This is a genomic window from Paenibacillus sp. NEAU-GSW1 (assembly GCF_009737085.1).
Taxonomy (GTDB): Bacteria; Bacillota; Bacilli; order Paenibacillales; family Paenibacillaceae; genus Pristimantibacillus.
Genome location: NZ_WOVL01000028.1, coordinates 22,773 through 45,348, shown reverse-complemented (window position 1 = coordinate 45,348; position 22,576 = coordinate 22,773). Strand labels below are relative to the sequence as shown.

Genomic DNA, 22,576 nt, shown 5'->3' with positions numbered 1-22,576 from the left:
ATTATTTCTCCATTTCCAGCTCTTTCTCCTTAATCGTAAAATGAATACAGTCCAGCAGCCGTTCGGCAAAAATGCGCTCATTGAATTTCTCGGCATGCTTCCGAATAGCCTGCGGTTCCCAAGTCCAGCGCTCGCCTTCCTCGATCGCTTCAGCCAGCGACTCGACCGTTTGCTCGTTAAAAAACAAACCGTTCAAGCCGGAAACGATTGTATCGAGCGCACCGCCTCCGCGAAAGGCAATAACCGGACGCCCGCAGGCGTTAGCCTCCAGCGGCGTAATGCCGAAATCCTCAAGTCCCGGAAAGAGCAGCGCCTGGCAACGCCCCATGCAGCTTGCTACCTCTTCGTCGCTTCTCCGCCCCCGAAATTCGACTGTCGGCCCTGCCAAACGCTCAAGTCTGGCTCTGTCATCGCCGTCGCCAACGATAACCAATCGTTTGTTCAGCCGCGTGCACGCTTCAACAGCCAGATCAATCCGTTTATACGAGACAAGCCTCGATACGATGAGATAATAGGGCTCGGGATGCTCCTCGCATACCGCGAACCGTTTCAATTCAACCGGCGGATAAACGACAGGCGCGTCCAAGCCGTAATACTGCTTAATTCTTTGCTTCACGACAGTCGAATTGGCGATGACCCGATCCGCTTTTTTTGAATTCGCTTTATCCCAGGCGCGCAGCGGCATCGCAATTGCCTTGGCAAAAGTTTTGATCAGCTTTGGAAGCGATACTTGCTCCATATAACCTTCAAAATCCCAGGCAAACCGCATTGGCGCATGACAGTAACAAATATGAACGCCGTCCCGCGAAATCCGGACGCCTTTTGCATAGGCGCTGCTGGAGCTGATCACAATGTCATACTCCCGCAAATCGATAGATCGCACAGCGAACGGGTACAGCCAGAAAAACAGCTTGAAAAACCGCTTGATACGAGGAATTCGCTGCATCCAAGTCGTATGGATAGCCGCCTCTCGAAGCTCGGGCAGCAGCTTGTTCCGATCGGCGATCGTCGTATAAATCGGCGCTTCCGGAAACATGCGGTGCAGTACGCCGACAACCCGTTCGGCCCCGCCCATTTGATTCAAATAATCGTGAACGATCGCCACTCTTGCTTGACTCATTCCGCGATCCCCCTCACAGCCGTCTGCTGCGCCGCCGGCTTCCCGTCTTTATGCGCGGCTGCTTCGTAAACTTGCTCCATAAGTCTCACTGTCTGTCCGATCGAGAAGCAATCGGCAATCCGCTGCTGTCCTCTTTCTCCCAAAGCAATCCGATAACGCTCATTGTCCAGCAATTCTCTTGCATGCCGAACCAGTGAATCAATATCTCCCGTTTCATAGAGCAAACCGGTCAATCCGTGTTCAATAATATCGGGAATGCCGCCTCCGCCCGTCGCAATAACCGGCGTCCTCTCCGCCATCGCCTCGATCACGACACGGCCAAACGGCTCGTTAGCGGAGCACAGAAGCAGCACGTCAGCTGCGCAGCACAGCTCGGCAACATCGTCTCTGAAGCCGGTGAACCGTATTCGCTCTTCCGTGCCAAGCTCGGCGGCAAGCTGCTTCAGCTGTTGCAGGTACTGCTCGTTCTCCGTTCTGAATTTAGGTTCGCCAACGATCCACAAATAAACATTTTGCCCTTCCTTGGCAAGCGCGCTCGCAGCTTTGATCGCATCTTCCTGCCGCTTCCAAGGCGTAATCTGGCCGATGATGAGCAGCACCCGGCTGTCGAGCGGCGTTTGCAGCTCTGTACGCAGCGCCTTTCTCGCCCATTCTCTATCCTCCTCGCGAAAAACGGACGGTTCCGTGCCGTTATGCACGAGATGGATCCGGTCGGACAAACCTTTCGTGCGCATGCCGTCCGATACGGAACGGGATATCGCTATAAGGGAACGAGCGGACAAACCTGCAAACAGCTTGATTAGCGATCCAATAATCCCTTTGGGAGGCATATCGTGCAAATGCCAAACGGCAGGAATACGGTGCCTCCAGCGAAACATCGACGCCATCATGCCGGCCCGCATCGAGTTGGCGTGAATCACGTCGGCTCCGCTGCCCCGGACCGCCGATGCGAAACGCCAGCCCGCGCGAAGCATGCCTCCAATGCCTGCAGCCAGCTTTAACGGGTTGCGGCTCAATCTCGCGCTGAACCCGCTTAGAACGACAGTTTCCAAGCCTTGCGCTCTTGCCCGCTCCAGCAATTCGCCTTCCGGCGCATAAAGAACGAGATGGACGTGGGCCATTTGCGCCGCAGTCACCAGCAGATTGATCTCCGCCCCGCTGACGCTGCTCGTATGGTTGTAGAGCACGACCTTCATCTCTTAGCCTCCCCATTGAATATCCGAGTCCCCTTTTACAGCTCAGCCGCCCTTGAGTTTCGATAATTTCGAATATAGGTTTGCGACAGCTTTACCGTGCGAAGCGCATCTTTCAAGCCGTGTATGCCTTTGTTCTTCAAATCGCTCAGCATCATATGAACGCTCGCCAGCATGTAAAACGCATATCCTTTCAAAAGCTGCTTATCGGTGTAAGCATATCTCTTGAAGGTGACGTAAAATCTCGACGCTTCGATGACCGGCTTATAATAGTCCCGATTGGCAGGCGAGCTGTAATGATTCATATATACATGATCGTTCAGAACGATGTTATAGCCGTTTCTCGCTGCGCGGCTGGAAAAATCGACTTCCTCGTAGCCATAAACAAGCTGCTCGTCGAACCGGAGCTTGTCGAACACCTCCATCGGAAAAATCGTGCTGCCCAGCACAAACGTATTGAGTCGCTCCGACCGGTCATACGATATGGTCTGATAGCCCAGAAACGATTGATCCTTCGGATAGATCTGGTCGACGCCATGCTCGTAGACGATGCCGGAGACGATCGTTTTATCCCTCGCTGCAGGCTCCAGATTCCCGAGAAGCGTATTCGCCAACTCGATAAAATCGCTGCACAGCTCCGAATCGTCGTCAGGGAACAGCAAATGCGTGCCTGAAGCAAATTGCAATGCATGATTGCGGTTGGCGCCTACGCCTCTGCGCGGTCCTTCCGTATAGACCACATCGGGAAAATGCTGCTGCAGCATTTCCTTCGTACGGGTATCGGTGCTGTCATCAGATACGATTAGTTCCATCGCCGGAATCGTCTGCGCCTGAATGGATTCCAGCAGCCTGCGCAAGTAATCAGGCCGGTTTCTCGTGCACATGCATACGCTTAATTGGATCATCATCAAAAGTCCTCCTCGGCATTTTTGGAGATTTGCTCTTTACCCTCTGCTCTTCGCGCTCTGCAATCTTCTTTTTTCCCGCTCTTGCTCGAAAACTTCAACAATCGCCTTCGCAGCGCATTCCCATGTATAATGCTGCAGCACATGCTCCCGGCAAGCATCCCTCGTTGGAACGGCCAATTCGCCCCTGCATGCGGCAATAATCGAGTCGCTCATCGATTGCGCCCTGCCGTCCCGGAAGAGCAAATCGTTCGATAGTTTGCTTAAAATTTCTCGCGTTCCGCCAAACGGCGTCCCCAGCACCGGCGTACCGCAAGCCAGCGATTCAACCGTGACAAGGCCAAAGCCTTCGAGCGTAATCGTCGGCACTAGCGAAAGGTCGGCCGCCTGATACCATTCCACCAGCTCGTCATTGGACACTCTGCCGAGAAATTCAACTTTGCCTTTCAATCCATATTCCGAGATTAGAGCTTCGTACGATTGGCGCATCGGTCCATCTCCGGCAATGAGCAGCCGCGTATTCGGCTCTTGCCTGACAACCGTCTGCATCGCTTCGATCAAGATGTCTATCCCCATTCGCCTCACGATGCGCCGCGCGCAGAACAGCAGCTTCTCATTGCCCGGTATGCCAAGACGCAATCGCAATGCAGCGCGATCGGGATGCGGAACAAACCGCTGGTGCTCGACTGCGCCCGGAATAATGTTGACCTTGCGTTCGTCGATGCCGTATTGCTCCGCCAACAGATCGCGGGCATACTCGCTCAGCACGATAAAGCTGTCCGATTTCCGATAAGTCATCTTCTCAAGCTGCTTTTTCATCTGATACCGCGCCTCGCGAACAACGGCCGTCTTGCCGCCGTCCTCCATCTTGGATTCGCTCGCCCAAGGCCCGTGAAAATGTGTCACGATCGGCACATGTTCCGGCAACGCGCGTCTGGATACCAATGCGGCATACATGGCGAAATGGGGATTGAATACGTCCGGGCGAAAGGCTTCCACGGATTGCAGCGTCTGCTCCCGCACCCTTCTCATCCGCGCGTAAGAATGCAGCTCATTGCCCGCGACATTGACAATGTTTAAATCCGTATCGAGCGCTTCGTCGCGTTCGGCAATGACGATACCCTGTTCGGAGTGGCCCGTTTCTTTCAACGCTGAAATGTAATCTACAAAATAGCGATTCAATCCGCCTGGCTTAAATTCATTCCAGCCAAGCCCCGTCGACAGTATCCTCATCCGTTGCTCTCTCCTATCCGAAAATGGCTAATCCGCTTCTGCATAACGCTCATGCTCTTTGGTCGTTCTCGACCGGATTGCTTTCTTCCACAGCCCGCTCACCTCGCTTTTGGAAGGTATATATCGGTTAAACCCGATGGAATGCTCGCGTTTGTACATCCAGATTAACGCCGCAAGCTTAAGTACTGTGGAGAGCAGCAATGAGATCGCCGCGCCTTCTATCTCCATGAGCGGCACGAGCAGAAGCAGCAAGGCCGCATTCGCAGCCAGCGTTCCAAACTGCAGCAGCGTAATTCTTCCCGGTTTGCCAATCGCCATGTAGCCCTGCGAAAGCGTGTCCGCCCCGCTTGCAATGACGACCTGGAGCAGCAATATTTCCAGCACGGGGACCGCTTTGGCAAACGATGCTCCGTAAAGCAGCGGCAGCGCATAAGGCGAGAGCAGAAGCGCAAGCAGCGCCAAAGCCAGCGTAATGATCGACGTAAGCCGAAACACCTTTAGCGTATACTCGATTGCGCTTTGCTTCTCCAACCGCGAAGCCTCAGGGAAAAAGACGGAAACGACGGATACCTGTACCGTATTTAATATTTTGGACAAGCTTAGGGCGACGACATAGAGTCCGAGACTTTGAGGCATCAGCAGGCTGACGACAATAATTTGGTCGATGTAATAGGACATCGTGCCCGCCAGATCGGTGCCGTAGGAACGGACCCCGTAACCTGCCAGCGTCCGAATCGATTGCGCATTCACTTTCCAGTTGGCTCTGTAAATGACGCTCATGCGAACAATAAGCCACAAGGTAACGGGAATTTGCGGAGTCAAGTATGCGAGGGATGTCAGGAACGGATTCACATGATTCGTAAACACCAGAATCGACAGAAACAGGAGCGTCATAATATTGGGCACATAACGGACCGTGTTGAACAGCGTAAATTCATCTCTTGCTTGCAATGCCGCATTGTTCACTAAGCCCAGCAAGCTAAAGGGGGTGACGATGAGCGCCCATTTTGCAAACTCGATGACTGCCGGCGAATACTCTTCCATTCGAGAAGGTATGACGAACAATCCGGCGACTACAGCAAGGCTGCCAATTACAGCGCCGATCGCGATCGCTGAAAAATAGAGCGACGCTTGATCGCTTTCGTTTTTTTTGATGCAATAAATGACCGATGAAGGAAGCCCCAGCGTGACTAAACAAGAAAGCACTTGCGGCCACATAATCATGACCGCTTGCTCGCCGCGTCCGACAGGGCCCAGAAATCTGGCGATCATAATGCCCGTCAATGTGCTTAAGACCAAAATAAATACATTGGAAGCAAAAATACGCGCGATATGACCTAAACTGTCATTCCTTCGAATGATTTGCATTACGGCCATAAGCGTTCGCCTCCTTTCTTGCTTCGATTTCCGCAGCATTCGAGGAACGCTCTTGGAAAAATCCGATCGAAACGACAAACCACAGAATAGCGCCGCTAACTCCCGTCAGAACATTCACGCTCATCATCAAACATAATAGCGCCATAATGCCGGCAATCGCCAAATGAACATAATCATTGCTGTTCTTTTGCTTCCAAAGCTTGATCAACAGAGATGCAAGGACCGCAATAAAGCCCCCTCCGCCAATGACGCCAAACGAAAAAAACAAATTCAAATAGCCGTTATCAAACGATTCAAACTTGCTGTTTGCATACAATTTTGTGCCTAAACCCGACGCCCCGAGACCTCTGCCGATCGGATCGGCCAAAATAACCTCGCTTATAGAGGAGGCGAATGACAGCCTTGCATTGTAAGAGACATCTTCGTCAAGCGAGGTCAACGTCTCCATACGGTTCATAATAGTCGAGGCGCCCGTAATGTTAGGCAGCACAAACATGTAAATGAGCACGCCTGCCGCGAGAATCGACAGCAGCTTCAATTTATTGACCGCCTTGGCTTTTAGGAAATAAGCAAACAGCATGACAAGCAACCCGAGCCACGCGCTCCGGACCAGCGTAATCAGCAAAGCAAAAAATACGGCTGCCGTTCCGATCGCGCCAAACGCCCGCCATCTTCTCTGCACGATCATAAAGCCAAGGATCATGGTTAAGAAGACTGCCGCCGGGCCCGGCGAATTCAACGTGGAGAATACTCTCACCTGCAGCGGCGACGGATGGCCGATAGAGGTCATGCCGGAATGAATCATCCAGAACTGATCCCATGGCGGGATAAAGAAATATTGATAGATGCCGTACAATGCCGCCAGCAAGCCGATGCAGGCCGCCGATTTCAACCACTTATCCCGCACTGCGCCGTCAAATCCGCAAACATGCACATAGAGCACAATTAGCAGCGGCGCGACATAACTGACACCCTCATAGAACGCAGCCGATCCATAGTGGAGCGTTCCAATAATTAAACCGTACGCTATAATTAGCGCCAAAGCGACAGCTGTCTTCCTCATCGCTTTGCTGCTCCGGTGAAAGCCGCGCACAACGGGGATAAGCAAGGTCAAATTAACGAGCAGCGGCGCCATCGCCAGCAGCGGAAAATCGCTGAATTGCATAAAGCTCCAGTCGATTACGCGCCTCGCTTCAGGAAAAAACGCCCAGCCGAACAAACAATAAGGAAGCAGCGCCTCCGGCTTGCTTACATAGATGAACAGCGCAGTCATGCTCGCGAACAATACGAAGGCAAGCTGAATCAGCATTTGAAGCTGATCCTCTTTCGCCGATTGGAAGCCTAAAGCGATGGATAGGAGTATACAGGCAATTGCCGCAATGAACGGAATCAGCCTGTCTCGATACAATATGTATCTTAAAGCATGCAAAGTGTCGCCCTCCTCGCCTTTTCTCCCTATTGGCGCCTGCCATACGATAAATAATGCGGCACAACATTTTCCCAGCTGCAATCGGAAGCGCGCTGCAGACCGTCCGCAATCTTATCCTTGTAATCTCCATAATTCAGCAAAGCGTCAGCGATCGCATCGGCCAATTGGCTGTCTGGAACGACTACGCCGTATTTTCCGTTTTGCAGCACCTCATTGGCGCCCGGATTCGGCGTGCTGACTGCGAGCGTTCCGCTTGCCAACGCCTCAAGATACGGCAGTCCAAAGCCTTCGTACGTGGAGGGCATACAGTAAACATGAGCCTTTCGATAAAGATCGGCCAACGCTTCATTCGAAAGATGCTCAAAATATTCGACCCCGTCAAGCGGCTCTCCCGGGTGACATACCATCCATAACCGCGCATCCGGAATCCGTTTGCGGATAGAAGCAACGAAGAGATCCCGCAGCATTCTGCCGCGCTTTCGGCTATCGAGCGCGCCGACGAATAGAATAGTCGGAACGGACGCTTTTTCTCCCGGATAGAACAGCTTGGTGTCTACCGGCAAGAACAGCACCTTATCCTGCTTCCTGGCCGGATAAAGCGTTTCGGTATCGTTGGAGTTAAAAAGCGTAACCGAGGATTGCCTAAACGATAGCCGCTCGAGCAAATATTGAAACGACAGATTTATTTTCCTGAGCATTCGAGTATTGTGCTGTACCTCTCGCCATGCGCTTCCGTGCATAATCCGCACCCACGGCTTGCCCTGACGTCGCATCGCCCAGTCGTCGCCGCTCGAAATAACTAAGTCGTAAGCGCTAAAGTCCACTTTGCGAGCCGAGAACGGAGCCCAATAAAAACGGCTGATACGATTCGCTTGCCCTTTTTGCTCATATAGCGATTGGATGCGGTAGCTGGCATTTTCCAGCTCATTATTCATCGTATATGCCGTTATTTCGTGGCCCCATTCCGACAGCTTCGTGCAAAGCCGGTGATTGAAATGGCTGACGCCCCCCGTCCGGGCATGAGGCGTAATGAGCTCAAAAGCGATAACGGCGATTTTCAGCCTCTCGTGTGTTTCCATGTTCTCCATCCTTCCCTCCTGCCCCGCAGCGCGATTAGCAATTTCGCCAGATTGAGCCGCATATCTGTTCTAGGGAACGCCCGCAAATATTGCAAAGCTCCCGGTGACGGCTTGCTGCCGACTGCGACGCACCAGAGCAAAAACAGCTGTCCTCGCATACGGCCAATGTGGCTAAGAATCGCGTAGGTTTCGTTATGGGAATGATTGAAGGCTGCCGTTTCGTTAAAGCCGTTCCGTTGATCCTCGTCATGGCGAACCGCCGGAAAATGATCGACGCAAACCTTCGGGTCGTACTTCAGAGTCCAGCCTCTTTTCTTAATGGATAAACTGAATCCCACTTCCCAATGCACCTGCGCTCCGTTGCCTTTCAGGTTCTCATCCAGCCGCAGTCCTTGCGCAGCCTGCTTGCGGAAGCTCATATTGGCTCCCTTCATAATGTCTGCTTCGCGCGCGTTGCCGGTGCCGATATGATGATTGCCGATCATTCTGCCGAACCACATCAGTTTGCCTACCCGATCTGCCGAGCCCCGCTCGAGAATGCCGTCATGATACACATAGTCCTTTCCGCCCAGCCCTCCGAGCCTATCATCCTCTATGTAATGCCGCTCTATCCGTTCAATCCAGTCGGAATGACCGATCGTGTCATCATCTGTAATGACGATAATATCTCCGGATGCCCGTCCAATCCCGGCATTCAGCGCTGCGATCGCTCCCGGCTTTTCGATCAAAACCAACGTAATGTTCAACGCGGTAAAACGATTCAAAAAAGCGAGCGTTTCCTCGTCGGATTGCCTCGCAATGACAACAATTTCATCCGGGACACGCCTCTGCCATCGAATGCCGTCCAAACATTCAACCAGAGTCGACACTCGTTTGTAAGTTGGAATGACAACGCTTATTTTCATGCGGGAACCACCTTTATTGTTACGTATTGTAACTACAACACCTTTACTTTATGATACATTTAGTATCATGTCAATACTCAAGTCCCTGTTGGTTAGAGCAACTCGACTGCATAGACAGGTTAAAACCAATCCACTGCACAGCCGAATGTTCTTACGATCGCCATTGCTCGCGGACTCCCTGAACGAATTGTCTAAGGTGGGAGTCCGCTCACAAAAGCGAACGCTATCGCTTCTCCAGAATCATTCGCCTGTTCCGTTCCGGTGTAACCTTGCTTGTATAAAACTCAAAAGTATTATAGGGCAGTAATTTGAAGCGCTCCGTTCACCAGCTCGATTTTGCAGCGGGCTCCGGTTGATTTGTCGGTTAGAATAAATGAATCTGCGCTTTCGATCGGCTGCTTGGCATAGGGATGATAATGTGGGGAGTATGCGCCGTTAGCATCATAGCAGACCATGACAGCTGCGATATAAGTCGGCTGCGTCGCCGACAGCTCGAAGAAGCTCGCTCCGCCCGCGCTGGCTGCAGGCGCCTTGTATTCTCTGCATGCGATTCGCGTCCACTGGTTTGGCGTAACGGCGAATGTCTCGTCGTATAAATATTGTCCGCCCGCGAAGTCAATCCGGCTGCGGAAACGGGAAGCAGACGAACAAATATAGTATTCAAAGCCGATGCTTCTTGTCGTATCTATTGCGGAAGATTGCGACGAAAGAAACGGCAATTGCACATATGCGGTATTGACGCCGTCCGGCGTTACTTTCAAAATGCCGCCGATTGTGTTGCCAATAAATCGTTTCATCTCGTCGCTTGGCTGCACCGGCAGCGCAGACAGATCGGTCAATATCGTCCCTTTCCCGGAAATAAAACTCCAGTTGCTCAGCTGCTCCTGGTTTTTCAGCAGATTGCCGTGGCTCATCGCATGGTAAACCTTCGTGCGAAGGGACTCGCCGACGGCCAGCGGAGTTGTCAGAGCAAGGGATGTCTGAATGTTTTTCGACTTGATCTTCGTATCTCTCGGGTTTAATCCGGTAAGCACAACATCCGATTCAATATATTCGATATAGGTCGCGCCAAGCGCGCCGGGAGCTCCCGACCGGAAAGCCGCGCCTTCGATATCGTCAAAAGTGGAATTGTTTACCCTGCCAAGCACGATCGCATATTTCTGTTTTTCGTTCGGGGGCTTTATATCGTCTGGAAGCGCGTATTGCCACGCCTCTGTGGAGGAATAAGCGGCAGGAGACCACGACATTGCAAATCCGGAAAAAAATAAGCCTGTCGACCATGAGTTTGGCAGCAGCTTGATAACGGCTTCGCCGGTCGATTCGGCACGAACCGTCTCCATCATTCCGGTCATCCCGTTTACTTGATTATTGGCATCATAGTCGCTGGCGTCTTTGACCTGATAGAAGCTGTAAGGAGAGAAGCCCATATGCACGCGCTTCATCGAACCAGAGAAGCCGCCGTAATGATTGGCATAAAGCATGACGCCGAACATAAGGCCGCAGAAGGCGCCAGCGATCGTTCCTCCTTGGAAGTAGTAATCCTCGCTGTTCATCCGGCAATAGACGCCGATCAATCCTCTCCAATTGCAATCATAGGAGGTAATATGTCCGTCTGTGCTGTTCAGCAGCAAGCCAACCTTTACGCGGTCCGTACGAATATTGCGAAAGATAGGCCTAGCTCCGCTTTCAATTGCGATAGCGGCCGTTCCGGCGGCGAACATCGCATATAAATCTTGATCAAACAAACTTTTATCAATCCATTTGGACAAATATTGCGAGCTGTATTCTACTCTGCCTTGAATTGCAAAATTTTCGAAAACGGCATCAATTCCCGCGTTATCGATAAGAATGCAAGGCAACAGATCCGTTGCCGTATCAATCGGGTCCCAGACGAGCACGGCCCCATCCTGTTGATCGTCAACATAAGTTGCCGCCCCGTACATCCCCCGCGAGTTGTTGACAATCGACCGCCGAATTCGATAAGCGCCCGGCGGGATAAATATGCGGTACTTCTTATTGCAGACGTCCATTGCCGCTTGAAAAGCTGCCGTATCGTCCGTATTGCCGTCGCCTTTAGCTCCGAACCAATGCGGGTAGATATCGCCAACGAGCGGAAAGCCGCCAATCCATCCGCCTGCGGACACATCGAATATCCAATCGAAAATGCCGGCGTCGATCGTGCAATTAACCGTGATCGTGACGCCAGATGCCGGCTTGAGACGGGCATTGCGCGCAAATACGAGCCGCTTTGCGCTAGATATCGTAATATTTTTTTCGATTAAATATACGCCTTTCGGAATATAAATCGTGTCCGATTCATCGCTGACAGCGCTTAACAATGCGGCATAGCTGCCGGCCGTGCCGTTCGGATTCGCCCCCTTCCAGCGAATATTGATGCCCCGCCAGCCAAATTCCGTATCCAGCGTCTGAAAGTTTTCATTTTGCTCCTCTTTCTTCACCACATCGGACGATGACCAGCTGTGCATTTTCATATTTTTCGTTTTGTTCGTGGACATCACATTCCTCCTTACATCAGGATCTTTAAGCGGAGCTTAAAGTCACTCCTTTTCTCAAAGTCACTCCTTGTTACAAAGTCACACCTCTCTTACTTATATAAGTATAGTAATGATTAGAACAAAGAGTGCTGGTTGCTTGTACTGATAAACGGGCATCAGCGCAATATTAATCGCGACAAATAGGGGTGTTCCTCCTGTCATCAATTGATGACGCGGACACCCCTTGACTGTATCGCCGGCGCGATATTTCTGCTATTTGCTTGAGCCGTAATATTTAACGTAGTCGACATCTTTGCGGGGCATTTGATTGAATACGGCGCCAATAATGTTGGCCTGCACATAATCGAGTTTTTCTTTCGTTTTACGCACATAAGCCTTCTTTACCTTGCCTGCATGAATGACAAGAATGACCCCATCGCACAACGAACTGATAATAAGACTGTCCGTTACGGCAAGAACCGGCGGCGCATCGAACAGGATCATATCGTATTCGTCCTTTACCGACTCCAGATACGATTTCATCTTTTGCGAACCGAGCATTTCCGCTGGATGCGGCGGCGTAGGTCCGGCCGTTATGACATCCAGCTTGCCGATGTAGCTTTCTTTAACAGCCTCCGCAGCGCTGCATTGACCGGACAAAAGGTTCGACAGGCCCGTGCGGTTCGTCATCGAAAAGATTTTATGCAAGCTTGGCTTCCTCAAATCCGCATCAATGAGCAACACCCGCTTGCCTTCCTGCGCATAAGCCACTGCCAAATTGCTGATTACCGTCGATTTGCCTTCCCCTGATTGCGCGGATGCCGCCATCAATACTTTGATCGGCTTATCGACCGATGAGAAAATAACGTTCGTGCGAAGCGTTCGATACGCTTCCGAGACCGGAGAATCCGGATTGTTCGAGACGACTAGACGATTCTCATTGGTTGATCGACGCATATCTTGCTTCACCCGCCTCTTGTTTAAAGATAGCTTTCGCCTGATCCGCTCCGCGCATATCCGCTTTGCCCATTTTCCCCATTGCAGCCAGCAGCGGAATGCCCGGAAGATCTTTCAAATCTTCTTCCGTTTTAATCGTATCGTCCATTAATTGAAGCAGGATAACCAATCCGATTCCGAGCATTAACGAAATAATAAAGGCCACGACAATGCTCATAACGATGTTGGTGTTAATCGGGACTTGCGGAACCGAGCCGTCCGTCTTCGCTTCATTAAGTATAGTGACGTTATCGACCTTCATAATCGACGGAATTTGCTGTTTGAACACGTTGGCGATCGCATTGACGGTATGAGCGGCATCCTCATAGCTTGTGCTCTCGTATTTCAGATACATAACTTGCGAGTCATTAATCGAATATACGGAAAGCTTCTGGGACATGTCGTATGCTGAGTCCTTTAGCTGCGGATATTGATCATCCACCTTATCCAATACTGCGGAGGACTTAATGATATCCATATAGGAATCGATCAGCATCAAGCTCGTTTGCAGCTCACCGACATCCGGAGACACCGATTGGCCTTGAGCAGCCGCAGATGACGTATTTACGATAAGCTTAGCGGAAGCCTCATAGATCGGAGTCGTATAATACTTGCTTTTAACCCCTGCCGCGGCGCATGCCGCAATGACAATCAGCATAATAAGCCACCATTTGCGGCGAACCATTCTCAAGTAAGGCAACAGCTCCACTTTCGCACCTCCATATTTGATTTATAGCTTAATGCAACGCTCGGCAACTTCGGACCAGCTGTCATACAGTTCCACCGTTTGGCCGAACTCGTCGTCCGGTCCGGTTTGCACAATAATGATTTCCAGCTCTGATGCAGCCCGAATGCTGTGCAGCGTTTTCGTTGGAATATGCAGCACATTGCCTGCTTTTACCCGCATATAATTGCCGTTCTGCACAAAATCGCCTTCACCCTTCACGATCGTCCAAACTTCCTCTCGGTTGACATGCAGCCGATAGCTGAAGTTGCGCCCTTCTCTAATGAGCGCTCTTCTCGTAACGACAGCATGGCCGTCCGCATACGATTGGGCATCCAAAATTCGCTGCCAGCCCCATTGCCGTTCTTCAAACATCGGCCGTTGATTATAGGGGATAAAATGCTTGATTCGCGGGCTCGCGCTTTTATCCGTGACGAGGATGCCGTCGGGGCTCGCTGCGACAACAACATTCGATACGCCAATGATCGATACCGGAATGTCCAGCTCATTGACTAGATGCGTATTTACGCTGTCCTCGCTTATCACGCCCTTGCCCAGCTGCGTGCTCGTCATTTCCTCCGTTAACGTATTCCATGTTCCCAGGTCCTTCCAGCAGCCGTCATAAGGCAGCATAATGACGTTGCTTGCACGCTCGACAACCTCATAATCGAAGCTGATTTGCGGCAGCTGCTCATATTGCTCCGCTAACGATATGTAGTCAAACGGCAAATCGCGCGCTTCTATCAACCGTTTCATATACCGCAGCCTGAAACCAAATACTCCGCAATTCCAGAGCGCGCCTTGGCTAAGCAATTGCTGCGCGTCTGCTTCATCGGGCTTCTCTACAAACGAGCTCACTGCACGATAACGATTAAGATAGTCCCGTTCCAGCGTATCTGGCACGATATAACCGTACTTGGAGGACGGATACGTCGGCATTGCTCCGATCAGAGCAAGATCCGCTCCAGAATGACTTAAAGCGACCTCCAGCTCTTTCACCTTGTCAAAAAAATGGCTTTCGACAAAAGGATCAACCGGCAGAATCGCGACAACCTCGTCAAGGTCTGCTCCAGTCATGCTGTACAAGTAGGCTGATGCCAACGCTATGGCTGCAAAGGTGTCTCGGCGCTGCGGTTCAATAATTAACGGAATCTCGCTGCCCAGCTGGCTGCGCATAATCTCGGCCTGGCTTTCTCCAGTAGCAATATAACTCGACATCGCTAAACCGCTTCGCTTCAATTGATTCCACACCCGCTGCACCATCGATTCCAGCTGCAGGCCGTCATTTTCCAGCACCTTCAAAAATTGCTTCGACCTCGAGTCGTTTGACAGCGGCCATAGCCGCTTTCCCGAACCTCCGGACAGCAGAACCAGCTTCATCCCGCTTGCTCCCTTCTAATACGCGTCTTTCGTTCTGAACATAATCAGGACGGTTACCAGCACCAGCTTTAAATCGAAAAGCAAGCTGCGGCGTTCTATGTAGGCAAGATCCAAATCAACCATTTGCTTAAAACTTAAACTGCTTCTTCCGTTCACTTGCCACAATCCGGTGCAGCCGGGCATTACGCGCAATCTGAGTTTGTCGTAACTGCTGTATTCCGATACCTCGCTCGGCAAAGCCGGCCTTGGACCGACAAGGGACATATTTCCGACGACGACATTCCATAGCTGGGGCAATTCGTCGATGCTCGTCTTGCGGATGAATTTTCCTACTTTCGTTATTCGCGGATCATTTTTTATTTTGAACATCGCGCCTTCAACCTCGTTCTGCGCCTTTAGACCTTCCAGCAATTGCTCTGCGTCGGATACCATTGAACGGAATTTGTACATGTGAAACGGCGTCCCGTTTCGTCCGACGCGTACTTGCCGGAACAATATTTTGCCGCGAGGGTCCTCAACCTTAATAAGTATAACTACGACTAGCAGCAAAGGCGTAAGCAGCAACAACCCTAATGATGCGCCGACGAGATCAAAGGCTCTCTTCGCCTTAAGATAAAATTGCAAGGACACTGTTTTTTCATAGTCGGCGTATAGCGCCCCGTGACGATACACGGTTTCCAGATCGCTTCTATTACGCGAAGCTTGCGGCATCTTCTTCACCTCAAATTAAAATAATAGACATAAGTTCGCGCGTCTGATCCGGCCGATTGATACAAACTGTATCTGTCTTCCTCCTTACTTTAAGATACAAATTGTATCATGTCAATCGGTTTTTGCTACGGCACTTTACGAAACGCAAACAATCCTCGCGCTGCGGTTGCCCGCTTCACGAGGATTGTTTAGACATTGCCTTATATGAACGATGTCGAAGCTCTATGTGAAAAACAAATGAATCTCGCGATCCGCGCTTTCAAGCGAGTCGGAGCCATGCACAATGTTGCTTTCCACGCTTAGCGCAAAATCGCCGCGGATCGTTCCGGGCTCGGCATCTGCAGGATTCGTCTTGCCGATCAGCGAGCGCGCGTTTTTGACGGCGCCGTCGCCTTCCCATACCATAGCGAACGATGGACCGGAAGTAATAAAAGAAACAAGTTCTCCAAAGAATGGCCGTTCCGCATGTTCGGCATAATGCGTTTTCGCAAGTTCCTGATCGATCGTTATCAGCTTGGCCTGCTCCAGCTTAAAGCCTTTGCTCTCAAAGCGCGCAACAATGTTGCCGACCAAGCCGCGTTTCACGCCATCCGGTTTCACTAACACAAAAGTACGTTCCATTCTTTTTTTACCTCCTAAAAGTTTTGCGAAGCAAAACTTGCTTCGTAAGCATAAGCTTAGTTTTGCGAAGCAAAACTTGCTTCGTAAAGCAAAGGCGAAGCAAAACTTGCTTCGTATGATAGAACTTATTTGCTTCTCAACAGCGGTTTGTTCGGCAGGTAGTGAAGCGACTTAATATGTCGAATCGTCCGGGTTTTCGCACGCATGACCATGGAATGCGTCTCCGCCCGATGATCCGGCAAATAGCGGACGCCACCCAAAAACTCTCCAGGCGTAACGCCAGTTGCGGCAAAAATAACGTCATCCGTGCCGACCATATCGTCTACGTACAAAATTTTGCTCGGATCGGATATGCCCATCGACAAGCAGCGTTCAAACTGCTCATCGTTTTCCGGCAGCAGCCGGCCTTGAATTTCTCCGCCAAGGCATTTAAGAGCAGCCGCAGCAAGCACGCCTTCCGGAGCGCCGCCAGATCCGACATACAGATCGATGCCTGCTTCAGGAAAAGCAGGCGCCATCGCTCCCGCAACATCGCCGTCAGACAAAAATTTAATGCGCACTCCAGCTGTGCGAAGCTCGCTAATCGTCTCTGCATGCCGCTCGCGATCCAATATCATAACCGTTAGATCGAATACGGGCTTATCCAGCGCCAATGCCGCTTTTTCCAGCGTAGTTCGGATCGGATCTCTCAATGACAGCTTGCCCGCAAGCTCCGGGCCAACAGCCAGTTTTTCCATATACATATCCGGCGCATGCAGAAGCTGTCCCTTCGGCGCTACTGCAAGGACGGCCATCGCATTGTTTAATCCTTTGGCAACGATCTCCGTACCTTCCAATGGATCAACTGCAACGTCAACCTCCGGACCGGACATGCTGCCAACTTCTTCGCCAATATAAAGCATTGGCGCTTCATCCATCTCGCCTTCCCCAATGACAACGGTTCCACGAATCGATACGGTATCGAACATGCGGCGCATCGCTTCTGTTGCCGCTTCGTCCGCGTTGTTCTTATCGCCGCGACCCATCCAAGGAGATGCCGCTAAAGCCGCAAGTTCGGTAACTCGAGTAAGCTCCAAAGACAATTCGCGTTCCAACATCTGCTTCCCCTTCTCTCCATACCTATTTCCAATTATTAGCCTTCTTAACCGTCATTAACGCAAGCTGCTTCCTATTTCCGATTGCTTGTAGAGCATTTCGATAATGATACCCGCAGTTTCCTCAATTGCGCGGTTCGTCACGTCAATGACCGGGCAATGAAATGATTTCATCACATTTTCCGCATAAGCAAGCTCTTCAAGTATCCGTTCCTTGGACGCATATTGCGCCGAGGCCGGAAGCCCAAGCGCCAGCAGGCGCTCCGTACGGATATCGAGCAGATGCTCGGGCTGCATCGTAAGACCAATAATTAACCGGCCGGGCGCAGGCATTAGCTCTGCCGGCGGTTTCACTTCGGGCATAAGCGGCAGGTTCGCGGTCTTAATCCCTTTATGGGAAAGAAACACGCTTAGCGGCGTTTTTGACGTACGCGATACGCCAATTAACACAACTTGCGCCTGAATAAAACCTCGCGCGTCTTTGCCGTCGTCATACTTCACCGCGAACTCAATCGCATCCATCCGGCGGTAGTAATCGTCATCAATCGAATGCAGCAAACCCGGCTTCCGTTTCGGAAAGCTGCCGAACGTATCGACATAGGCTTGCATCATCGGGCCCATCACGTCCACCGCTCGTACGCCCCAGCGAAAAGCCTCTTCCTTCATAAGCTCGCGGAGCTCGGGCTGAACGAGCGTATAGCTGATGAATCCGCCCGTACGGGCTGCTTCCGCTACGACTTGAATGACTTCATCCTCTGTTTTCATATGGCCGTACCGTTTAATTTTCACATGATCCGAAGCAAATTGCCGCAGCGTTGCCTTGGCTACCGCTTCCGCCGTCTCCCCTACGGCGTCCGAGCACACATAGATGATCATTTCAGTCATAGCTCCTGTTCCCCCAGTTCCGCTGCTGTGGCGATGTCCGACAAAAGACGGATAATGTTCGATTTGGACACCCATCCGGTTACTTCAGCGCCAGAGCCTTGCTCGTCGTTTGGCACAATTACCGGCAAACAGTCGACCTGGTGAAGCGTCATCTTGCGAATGGCATCGGATACCGAGTCGTCAGGATGCAGCGACACGACGTTCGGGTATCGGGTCATCACAATGCTGACCGGCATTGCTGCCGCGCCGGCATTGCCAAGCGTCATCTTAAGCAAATCTTTAGGCGTTACAATTCCGACAAACCGCTTCTTCTCATTAATGACCAGAAGCGTATCTGCATTTTCCGTAAACAGCGTAATGACCGCATCGTTTACAGAAAGCGTTTCCGCAACGTTGACGGGTACGCCTTGAATTTCATGCACTTTCATATTATCGAAGCGCTTTCTAATTGCGGTGCTGTCCGTGCTGCGGTAGGCGTTGCCGATAAAATAGCCGACTTTAGGCTTCGCGTCCAGCAACCCGAGCATAACGAGCAGCGATAAATCCGAGCGCAGCGTAGGACGGCTCACGCCCAAATATTCAGCAAGCTGCTCACCAGTCACCGGAGCATGCTTCTTAACAAGCTCCAGCAGCTCCAGCTGTCGATTCGTAAGCTGAATCGCTATCCCCTCCCAACTTGTATATTACACACATTAATTCTATTAGTTCATCCTTTATCCGAATTTAATATAACATACATAAATATGATGTACAATATTTGTTGAATAAGATGTCATAAATATAATTTATCAATATTGATAGGCTATCTTATAGGAGCGTAAACGAGAAATAACGCTATGACGCAGCGTTATCTCCTTATAGAAGACAACTAGTAAATAGGGGCCATCCCAAAAGTCATCATAAATGACCGAGGGATGCCCCCTATTTATTAGTCAATTAGCGCTGCTTACACACAGCGCATCTGCACTTCCAGCCAACCGCCATGGTCCGCTTATTCCGTCAATTCGAGGAACAGCTGAATATCGGTATTCGTTAACGCAACAGCATCGCGCCAAAACTCCGGCTCATCCAGCCGAACGCCCAAATGCTTCTCGGCCAGTTCCTCAACCGTCATCGATCCGGTGTCGCGCAGCAGCTGCACATAACGCTCCGCGAACGCCGGCCCCTCTTGCTGCGCCCGCGCATAAATGCCTGCGCTGAACAAATAGCCGAACGTATAAGGGAAGTTATAGAAAGGCACATCGGTTAAATAGAAGTGCATTTTCGATGCCCAGAAATGCGGGTGAACCTCGCCGAGCGTTCCGCAATAGGCTTCACGCTGAGCAGCGACCATCAGCTCGTTCAGCTCCTCCACAGTTACCATGCCTTGTTTGCGTTTCTCGAAGAAGCGCGTTTCGAACAAAAACCTCGCATGGATATTCATATAGAACGCAACCGAGTTTTGAATTTTATTTTCGAGCAGACTCAGCTTTTCTTCCGGATCGGATGCCGCCTTCATCGCCGAGTCGGAAACGATCAACTCCGCGAAGGTGGAGGCCGTTTCTGCCACATTCATCGCATATTCTTGCGAGAAAGCCGGCAGATCTCCCATCACATGCTGATGATAAGCATGCCCGAGTTCATGCGCCAGCGTCGAGACATTATCGGCCGTCCCCGCGTACGTCATAAAAATCCGGGTTTGCCCGTCCTTCGGGAATGCCGTGCAGAAGCCTCCAGGTCGTTTGCCTGCCCGGTCTTCCGCTTCAATCCATCCGTCCTTAAACGCTATTTCCGTAAATTCGGCGAGAGCAGGGCTGAATTTATGGAATTGCTCTTTAATAAAAGCAGCGCCTTCATCGTAGCTGATCGTCTTCGTCGAAGAGCCGATCGGCGCGCTGACATCGTGCCAATCCAGCTTTTCTACGCCTAGCAGCTTCGCTTTCCGTTCCAGATAGCGCACCAACTCCGGCTTGCCTTCCTCGATCGCCGACCACATAGCGGCAAGCGTCGCCTCGCTCATTCGGTTGATTTGCAACGGCTCCTTTAATACAGAATGCCAGCCACGTTTTTCGTACAGCTTCAAACGAAAGCCGGCGATCCGGTTCAGCGTATCTGCGCATAAATCGGCCTGTTCGCCCCATACCCGTTCCCATTCGGCAAAAGCCGCTTGGCGAACGGAGCGCTTGCCGTCAGACAGACGATTGAACATCTGTCCTGCGGACAACGTTTTACCTTCGCCTTCGGCGCCAATATCGTTAAATTTCGCGTTCGAAACAATTAAATTATAAAGCTCCGCCCAGCCATGATAGCCGTCTACAGCCAAATCACCAGCCAGCGCCTCAAGCTCCGGAGACAACTTTTCTTTGGCAAGCTCCCGGCGCTCATTCAAGTTAAACGCCACTTTCGCCAGCTCTTCCGACTGAAGCCACTGCGCCCAATCGGCGTCCTCGACTTGTCGCAGCCCATTATCAAATCGGGTTAACGCTCCCGAATATTTGGCGAATGCCGTTTTCACCCGATCATTCAATCCGTTTGCCGCCGTATCCTTCATATTTTGTGCGGATAGACAGCCTACGAACGATTCCGATTGCCGCAGACGCAGCAGCAGCGATTGAATGAGTTCGACCGTTTTAACCAGTTGCTCCAAAGTCTTCTTGGATGCTTCTGGATCGGCAAGCCATTGATCCAATCGAGCGATATCATTTTCGATGCCTTTCAGCTCCGCCGCAAAGCTTGCCGAGCTCGAACCTCCCTCGTAAAAAACGTCCAAATCCCATACCAGCGGATAGTTGGTGTCAGTCATATCACTATTCTCCTTTCCCATGTGCAGCTTCGAGATCCGGCTGCGTCACTCTTAAGTATACTGTTCTGCAATCATCGAATACAAAAAAACACCGCCTCAAAAGATTTGCGTTCCATTTGCGCAATCTCTATCAGCGGTGTATAACTTAATTATATCCTTACTTGGAGGTATTCCACCATGTCCAGACCGTTGCAAATTTCACCGGACACCGCAATCAAGCTTTCGAAGCAGCTTGGCGTGCCGATTGAACATCTCATGCATATGCCGCGACACATCCTGCTGCAAAAACTTGCCGAGCTGGCCAAATCAGAGGCTGAAGCAGGCGGAACCGGGAATGACGATAAACCGGAGCAATCGCAATCATGATTCCTTTCGAAAACAGTTGGCCGTATGACATCGTCATGAACGATTTATACGTTCAAAGCTGTCCGTTTTGCGCCAGCGACAATGTGCTCATCCCGCTTCGAGTGAAAGAAATTCCCGATATTCAGCACGGCAAGAAAAAGCTGCTCGTTTTTCCATGCTGCCACAATAAAGTGACAATTGTCGATATGGACAACGACTATATGCTGGCCGACGAGCCTCTGCGCAATCGAAAACAAGGCTGATCGGACAAGCTCAAATGCTAGTTCGCCGCAGTACGACCGGCTTCGGCCGGTTCGTTGCTGTCGTCCAGCCCCATGCGTTCAGCAGCCATCTCTTCGCGAATTGCCTGCCATTGCTCACGGCTAGCACGAATCATCGCCGCATCCATAATGCGTTTATCGTTCACGATACGGGAGAACCATTTTACCGCTTCATTACGCTCGCCAATCCGATTGTTCAGTTCGCCGAGCATGTACATAAGACGAACATTGTTTAAATCCTCGCCTTCCGTTTCATAAACCTTTATATAAGAGTTAAGCGCAAACCGAAGAAAACGCTTCTCTTCCTCCTGATTGCCCTCATAACGATACAACCATGCAATATGATGCAAGATGCCGGCCACAACGCGATCCTTCTCGCCTGTAACCTGGGCAGTCAGCAGCGCAAGCTTATAACAAGCCAGAGCTTGAGGCAATTCGCGCTCTCCGCCGTAGTCGCGCGTCGTCCACTTTACTCCCACTTTATCGAAGTAAAGCTTCTTCTGATTTTCCGTCAAGCGCTGCATCCCGTTCTCCGTAGAAGCAAAGCCGCAAGCCGGGCATACGCGCACGACATAGTAGTCGGGATTCACGCCATTTTTGTAATGCCCGCAAAAATCGGTGTCAGTTGATATCGCTTTTTTGAAGCTTGGCCTCACTCGAGAAGTTGAAAACGGCATTTCACAACAGATGCAATTCACATTTGTCTGATAGAGCGGCTCCATACGGTTCACGTCTCCTATTCTGTGCGATGTTCTACCTAAATATATCGACATACACGGCTTCATTATGTAGGTACTTTGGATGACTTTCCAGCACAAAATGTAGAACCTTAGTCCAATCAACCTCTCCATACCGCTGTCTCATAGTAAAAAAAAGCCCGCATCGTTGCCAATGCGGGACGTATCAACTGTATATCCGGTTAGCTTTCGTAATCCTCTTCACCCGGCGCCGTTAGAGACTCACGAATTACATAAACAAATGCACAAACTAAAATGCCGGCTATTACACTCATCATCATACC

Annotated in this window: 21 protein-coding genes; 2 read left to right on the top strand and 19 right to left on the bottom strand. The window is 51.0% G+C overall.

All coding sequences use genetic code 11. The features are described from left to right. Position 1 precedes the first annotated feature (1 nt). The 18 genes from GOM71_RS19305 to GOM71_RS19220 form a co-directional block, all read right to left on the bottom strand. Positions 2 to 1,120, bottom strand: a complete 1,119-nt coding sequence (locus GOM71_RS19305; protein WP_156284003.1) for a glycosyltransferase — start codon at positions 1,118 to 1,120, stop codon at positions 2 to 4. Beyond that, the gene (locus GOM71_RS19300) at positions 1,117 to 2,316 is read right to left on the bottom strand and encodes a glycosyltransferase family 4 protein (RefSeq protein ID WP_156284001.1); all 1,200 of its coding nucleotides are present in this window, start codon (positions 2,314 to 2,316) and stop codon (positions 1,117 to 1,119) included. Before GOM71_RS19300 ends, GOM71_RS19305 begins: the two co-directional genes overlap by 4 nt. Before the next feature lie 35 nt (positions 2,317 to 2,351). Continuing rightward, on the bottom strand, positions 2,352 to 3,221 hold the full coding sequence (locus tag GOM71_RS19295) for a glycosyltransferase family 2 protein (RefSeq protein WP_156283999.1): 870 nt from the start codon (positions 3,219 to 3,221) through the stop codon (positions 2,352 to 2,354). 36 nt (positions 3,222 to 3,257) lie between these two features. Further along, positions 3,258 to 4,451, bottom strand: coding sequence for a glycosyltransferase family 4 protein (locus GOM71_RS19290; RefSeq protein WP_156283997.1), 1,194 nt, complete (start codon positions 4,449 to 4,451; stop codon positions 3,258 to 3,260). 27 nt (positions 4,452 to 4,478) lie between these two features. After that, positions 4,479 to 5,828 carry an oligosaccharide flippase family protein gene (locus tag GOM71_RS19285; RefSeq protein WP_173275821.1) on the bottom strand — a complete coding sequence of 450 codons (1,350 nt, stop codon included), beginning with the start codon at positions 5,826 to 5,828 and terminating at the stop codon, positions 4,479 to 4,481. Further along, positions 5,797 to 7,257: an O-antigen ligase family protein gene (locus GOM71_RS19280; RefSeq protein ID WP_156283993.1), complete on the bottom strand. Its 1,461-nt coding sequence runs from the start codon at positions 7,255 to 7,257 to the stop codon at positions 5,797 to 5,799. The genes GOM71_RS19285 and GOM71_RS19280 overlap by 32 nt, the downstream gene beginning before the upstream one ends. 26 nt (positions 7,258 to 7,283) lie before the next feature. Next, on the bottom strand, positions 7,284 to 8,345 hold the full coding sequence (locus GOM71_RS19275; protein ID WP_156283991.1) for a glycosyltransferase family 4 protein: 1,062 nt from the start codon (positions 8,343 to 8,345) through the stop codon (positions 7,284 to 7,286). Then, positions 8,315 to 9,241, bottom strand: coding sequence for a glycosyltransferase family 2 protein (locus tag GOM71_RS19270; protein WP_156283989.1), 927 nt, complete (start codon positions 9,239 to 9,241; stop codon positions 8,315 to 8,317). Before GOM71_RS19270 ends, GOM71_RS19275 begins: the two co-directional genes overlap by 31 nt. Positions 9,242 to 9,534: 293 nt before the next feature. After that, positions 9,535 to 11,757: a glycosyl hydrolase family 28-related protein gene (locus GOM71_RS19265; RefSeq protein ID WP_216651784.1), complete on the bottom strand. Its 2,223-nt coding sequence runs from the start codon at positions 11,755 to 11,757 to the stop codon at positions 9,535 to 9,537. A gap of 252 nt (positions 11,758 to 12,009) precedes the next feature. Further along, positions 12,010 to 12,693 (bottom strand): CpsD/CapB family tyrosine-protein kinase, encoded by a 684-nt coding sequence (locus GOM71_RS19260; protein WP_156283987.1) that lies wholly within the window; start codon positions 12,691 to 12,693, stop codon positions 12,010 to 12,012. Further along, on the bottom strand, positions 12,674 to 13,441 hold the full coding sequence (locus GOM71_RS19255; RefSeq protein ID WP_367649708.1) for a YveK family protein: 768 nt from the start codon (positions 13,439 to 13,441) through the stop codon (positions 12,674 to 12,676). The genes GOM71_RS19260 and GOM71_RS19255 overlap by 20 nt, the downstream gene beginning before the upstream one ends. 21 nt (positions 13,442 to 13,462) lie before the next feature. Continuing rightward, positions 13,463 to 14,836, bottom strand: coding sequence for a sugar phosphate nucleotidyltransferase (locus tag GOM71_RS19250; RefSeq protein ID WP_156283985.1), 1,374 nt, complete (start codon positions 14,834 to 14,836; stop codon positions 13,463 to 13,465). Positions 14,837 to 14,851: 15 nt separating this feature from the next. Further along, a complete protein-coding gene (locus GOM71_RS19245; protein ID WP_156283983.1) occupies positions 14,852 to 15,547 on the bottom strand; it encodes a sugar transferase in 696 nt (231 codons plus the stop codon). A gap of 222 nt (positions 15,548 to 15,769) precedes the next feature. Then, a complete protein-coding gene (ndk, locus tag GOM71_RS19240; RefSeq protein WP_156283982.1) occupies positions 15,770 to 16,168 on the bottom strand; it encodes a nucleoside-diphosphate kinase in 399 nt (132 codons plus the stop codon). A gap of 125 nt (positions 16,169 to 16,293) precedes the next feature. Further along, on the bottom strand, positions 16,294 to 17,262 hold the full coding sequence (glpX, locus tag GOM71_RS19235) for a class II fructose-bisphosphatase (protein WP_156284049.1): 969 nt from the start codon (positions 17,260 to 17,262) through the stop codon (positions 16,294 to 16,296). 57 nt (positions 17,263 to 17,319) lie between these two features. After that, entirely contained in the window at positions 17,320 to 18,147 is an 828-nt protein-coding gene (locus tag GOM71_RS19230; protein ID WP_156283980.1) for a pyruvate, water dikinase regulatory protein, read from the bottom strand. Beyond that, the gene (locus GOM71_RS19225; RefSeq protein ID WP_156283978.1) at positions 18,144 to 18,779 is read right to left on the bottom strand and encodes a CBS domain-containing protein; all 636 of its coding nucleotides are present in this window, start codon (positions 18,777 to 18,779) and stop codon (positions 18,144 to 18,146) included. The genes GOM71_RS19230 and GOM71_RS19225 overlap by 4 nt, the downstream gene beginning before the upstream one ends. 359 nt (positions 18,780 to 19,138) lie before the next feature. After that, positions 19,139 to 20,929: a M3 family oligoendopeptidase gene (locus tag GOM71_RS19220; RefSeq protein WP_156283975.1), complete on the bottom strand. Its 1,791-nt coding sequence runs from the start codon at positions 20,927 to 20,929 to the stop codon at positions 19,139 to 19,141. 177 nt (positions 20,930 to 21,106) lie between these two features. Here GOM71_RS19220 and GOM71_RS19215 point away from each other — a divergent pair, with 177 nt between their 5' ends. Together GOM71_RS19215 and GOM71_RS19210 are read left to right on the top strand one after the other, a co-directional pair. Beyond that, positions 21,107 to 21,295: a YycC family protein gene (locus tag GOM71_RS19215; protein ID WP_156283973.1), complete on the top strand. Its 189-nt coding sequence runs from the start codon at positions 21,107 to 21,109 to the stop codon at positions 21,293 to 21,295. Beyond that, positions 21,292 to 21,537: a hypothetical protein gene (locus tag GOM71_RS19210; RefSeq protein ID WP_156283972.1), complete on the top strand. Its 246-nt coding sequence runs from the start codon at positions 21,292 to 21,294 to the stop codon at positions 21,535 to 21,537. The genes GOM71_RS19215 and GOM71_RS19210 overlap by 4 nt, the downstream gene beginning before the upstream one ends. Positions 21,538 to 21,554: 17 nt before the next feature. Here the strand turns inward: GOM71_RS19210 and GOM71_RS19205 are convergent, their stop codons facing one another. After that, on the bottom strand, positions 21,555 to 22,277 hold the full coding sequence (locus tag GOM71_RS19205) for a DUF2225 domain-containing protein (protein ID WP_156283970.1): 723 nt from the start codon (positions 22,275 to 22,277) through the stop codon (positions 21,555 to 21,557). Between the last annotated feature and the right edge of the window lie 299 nt (positions 22,278 to 22,576).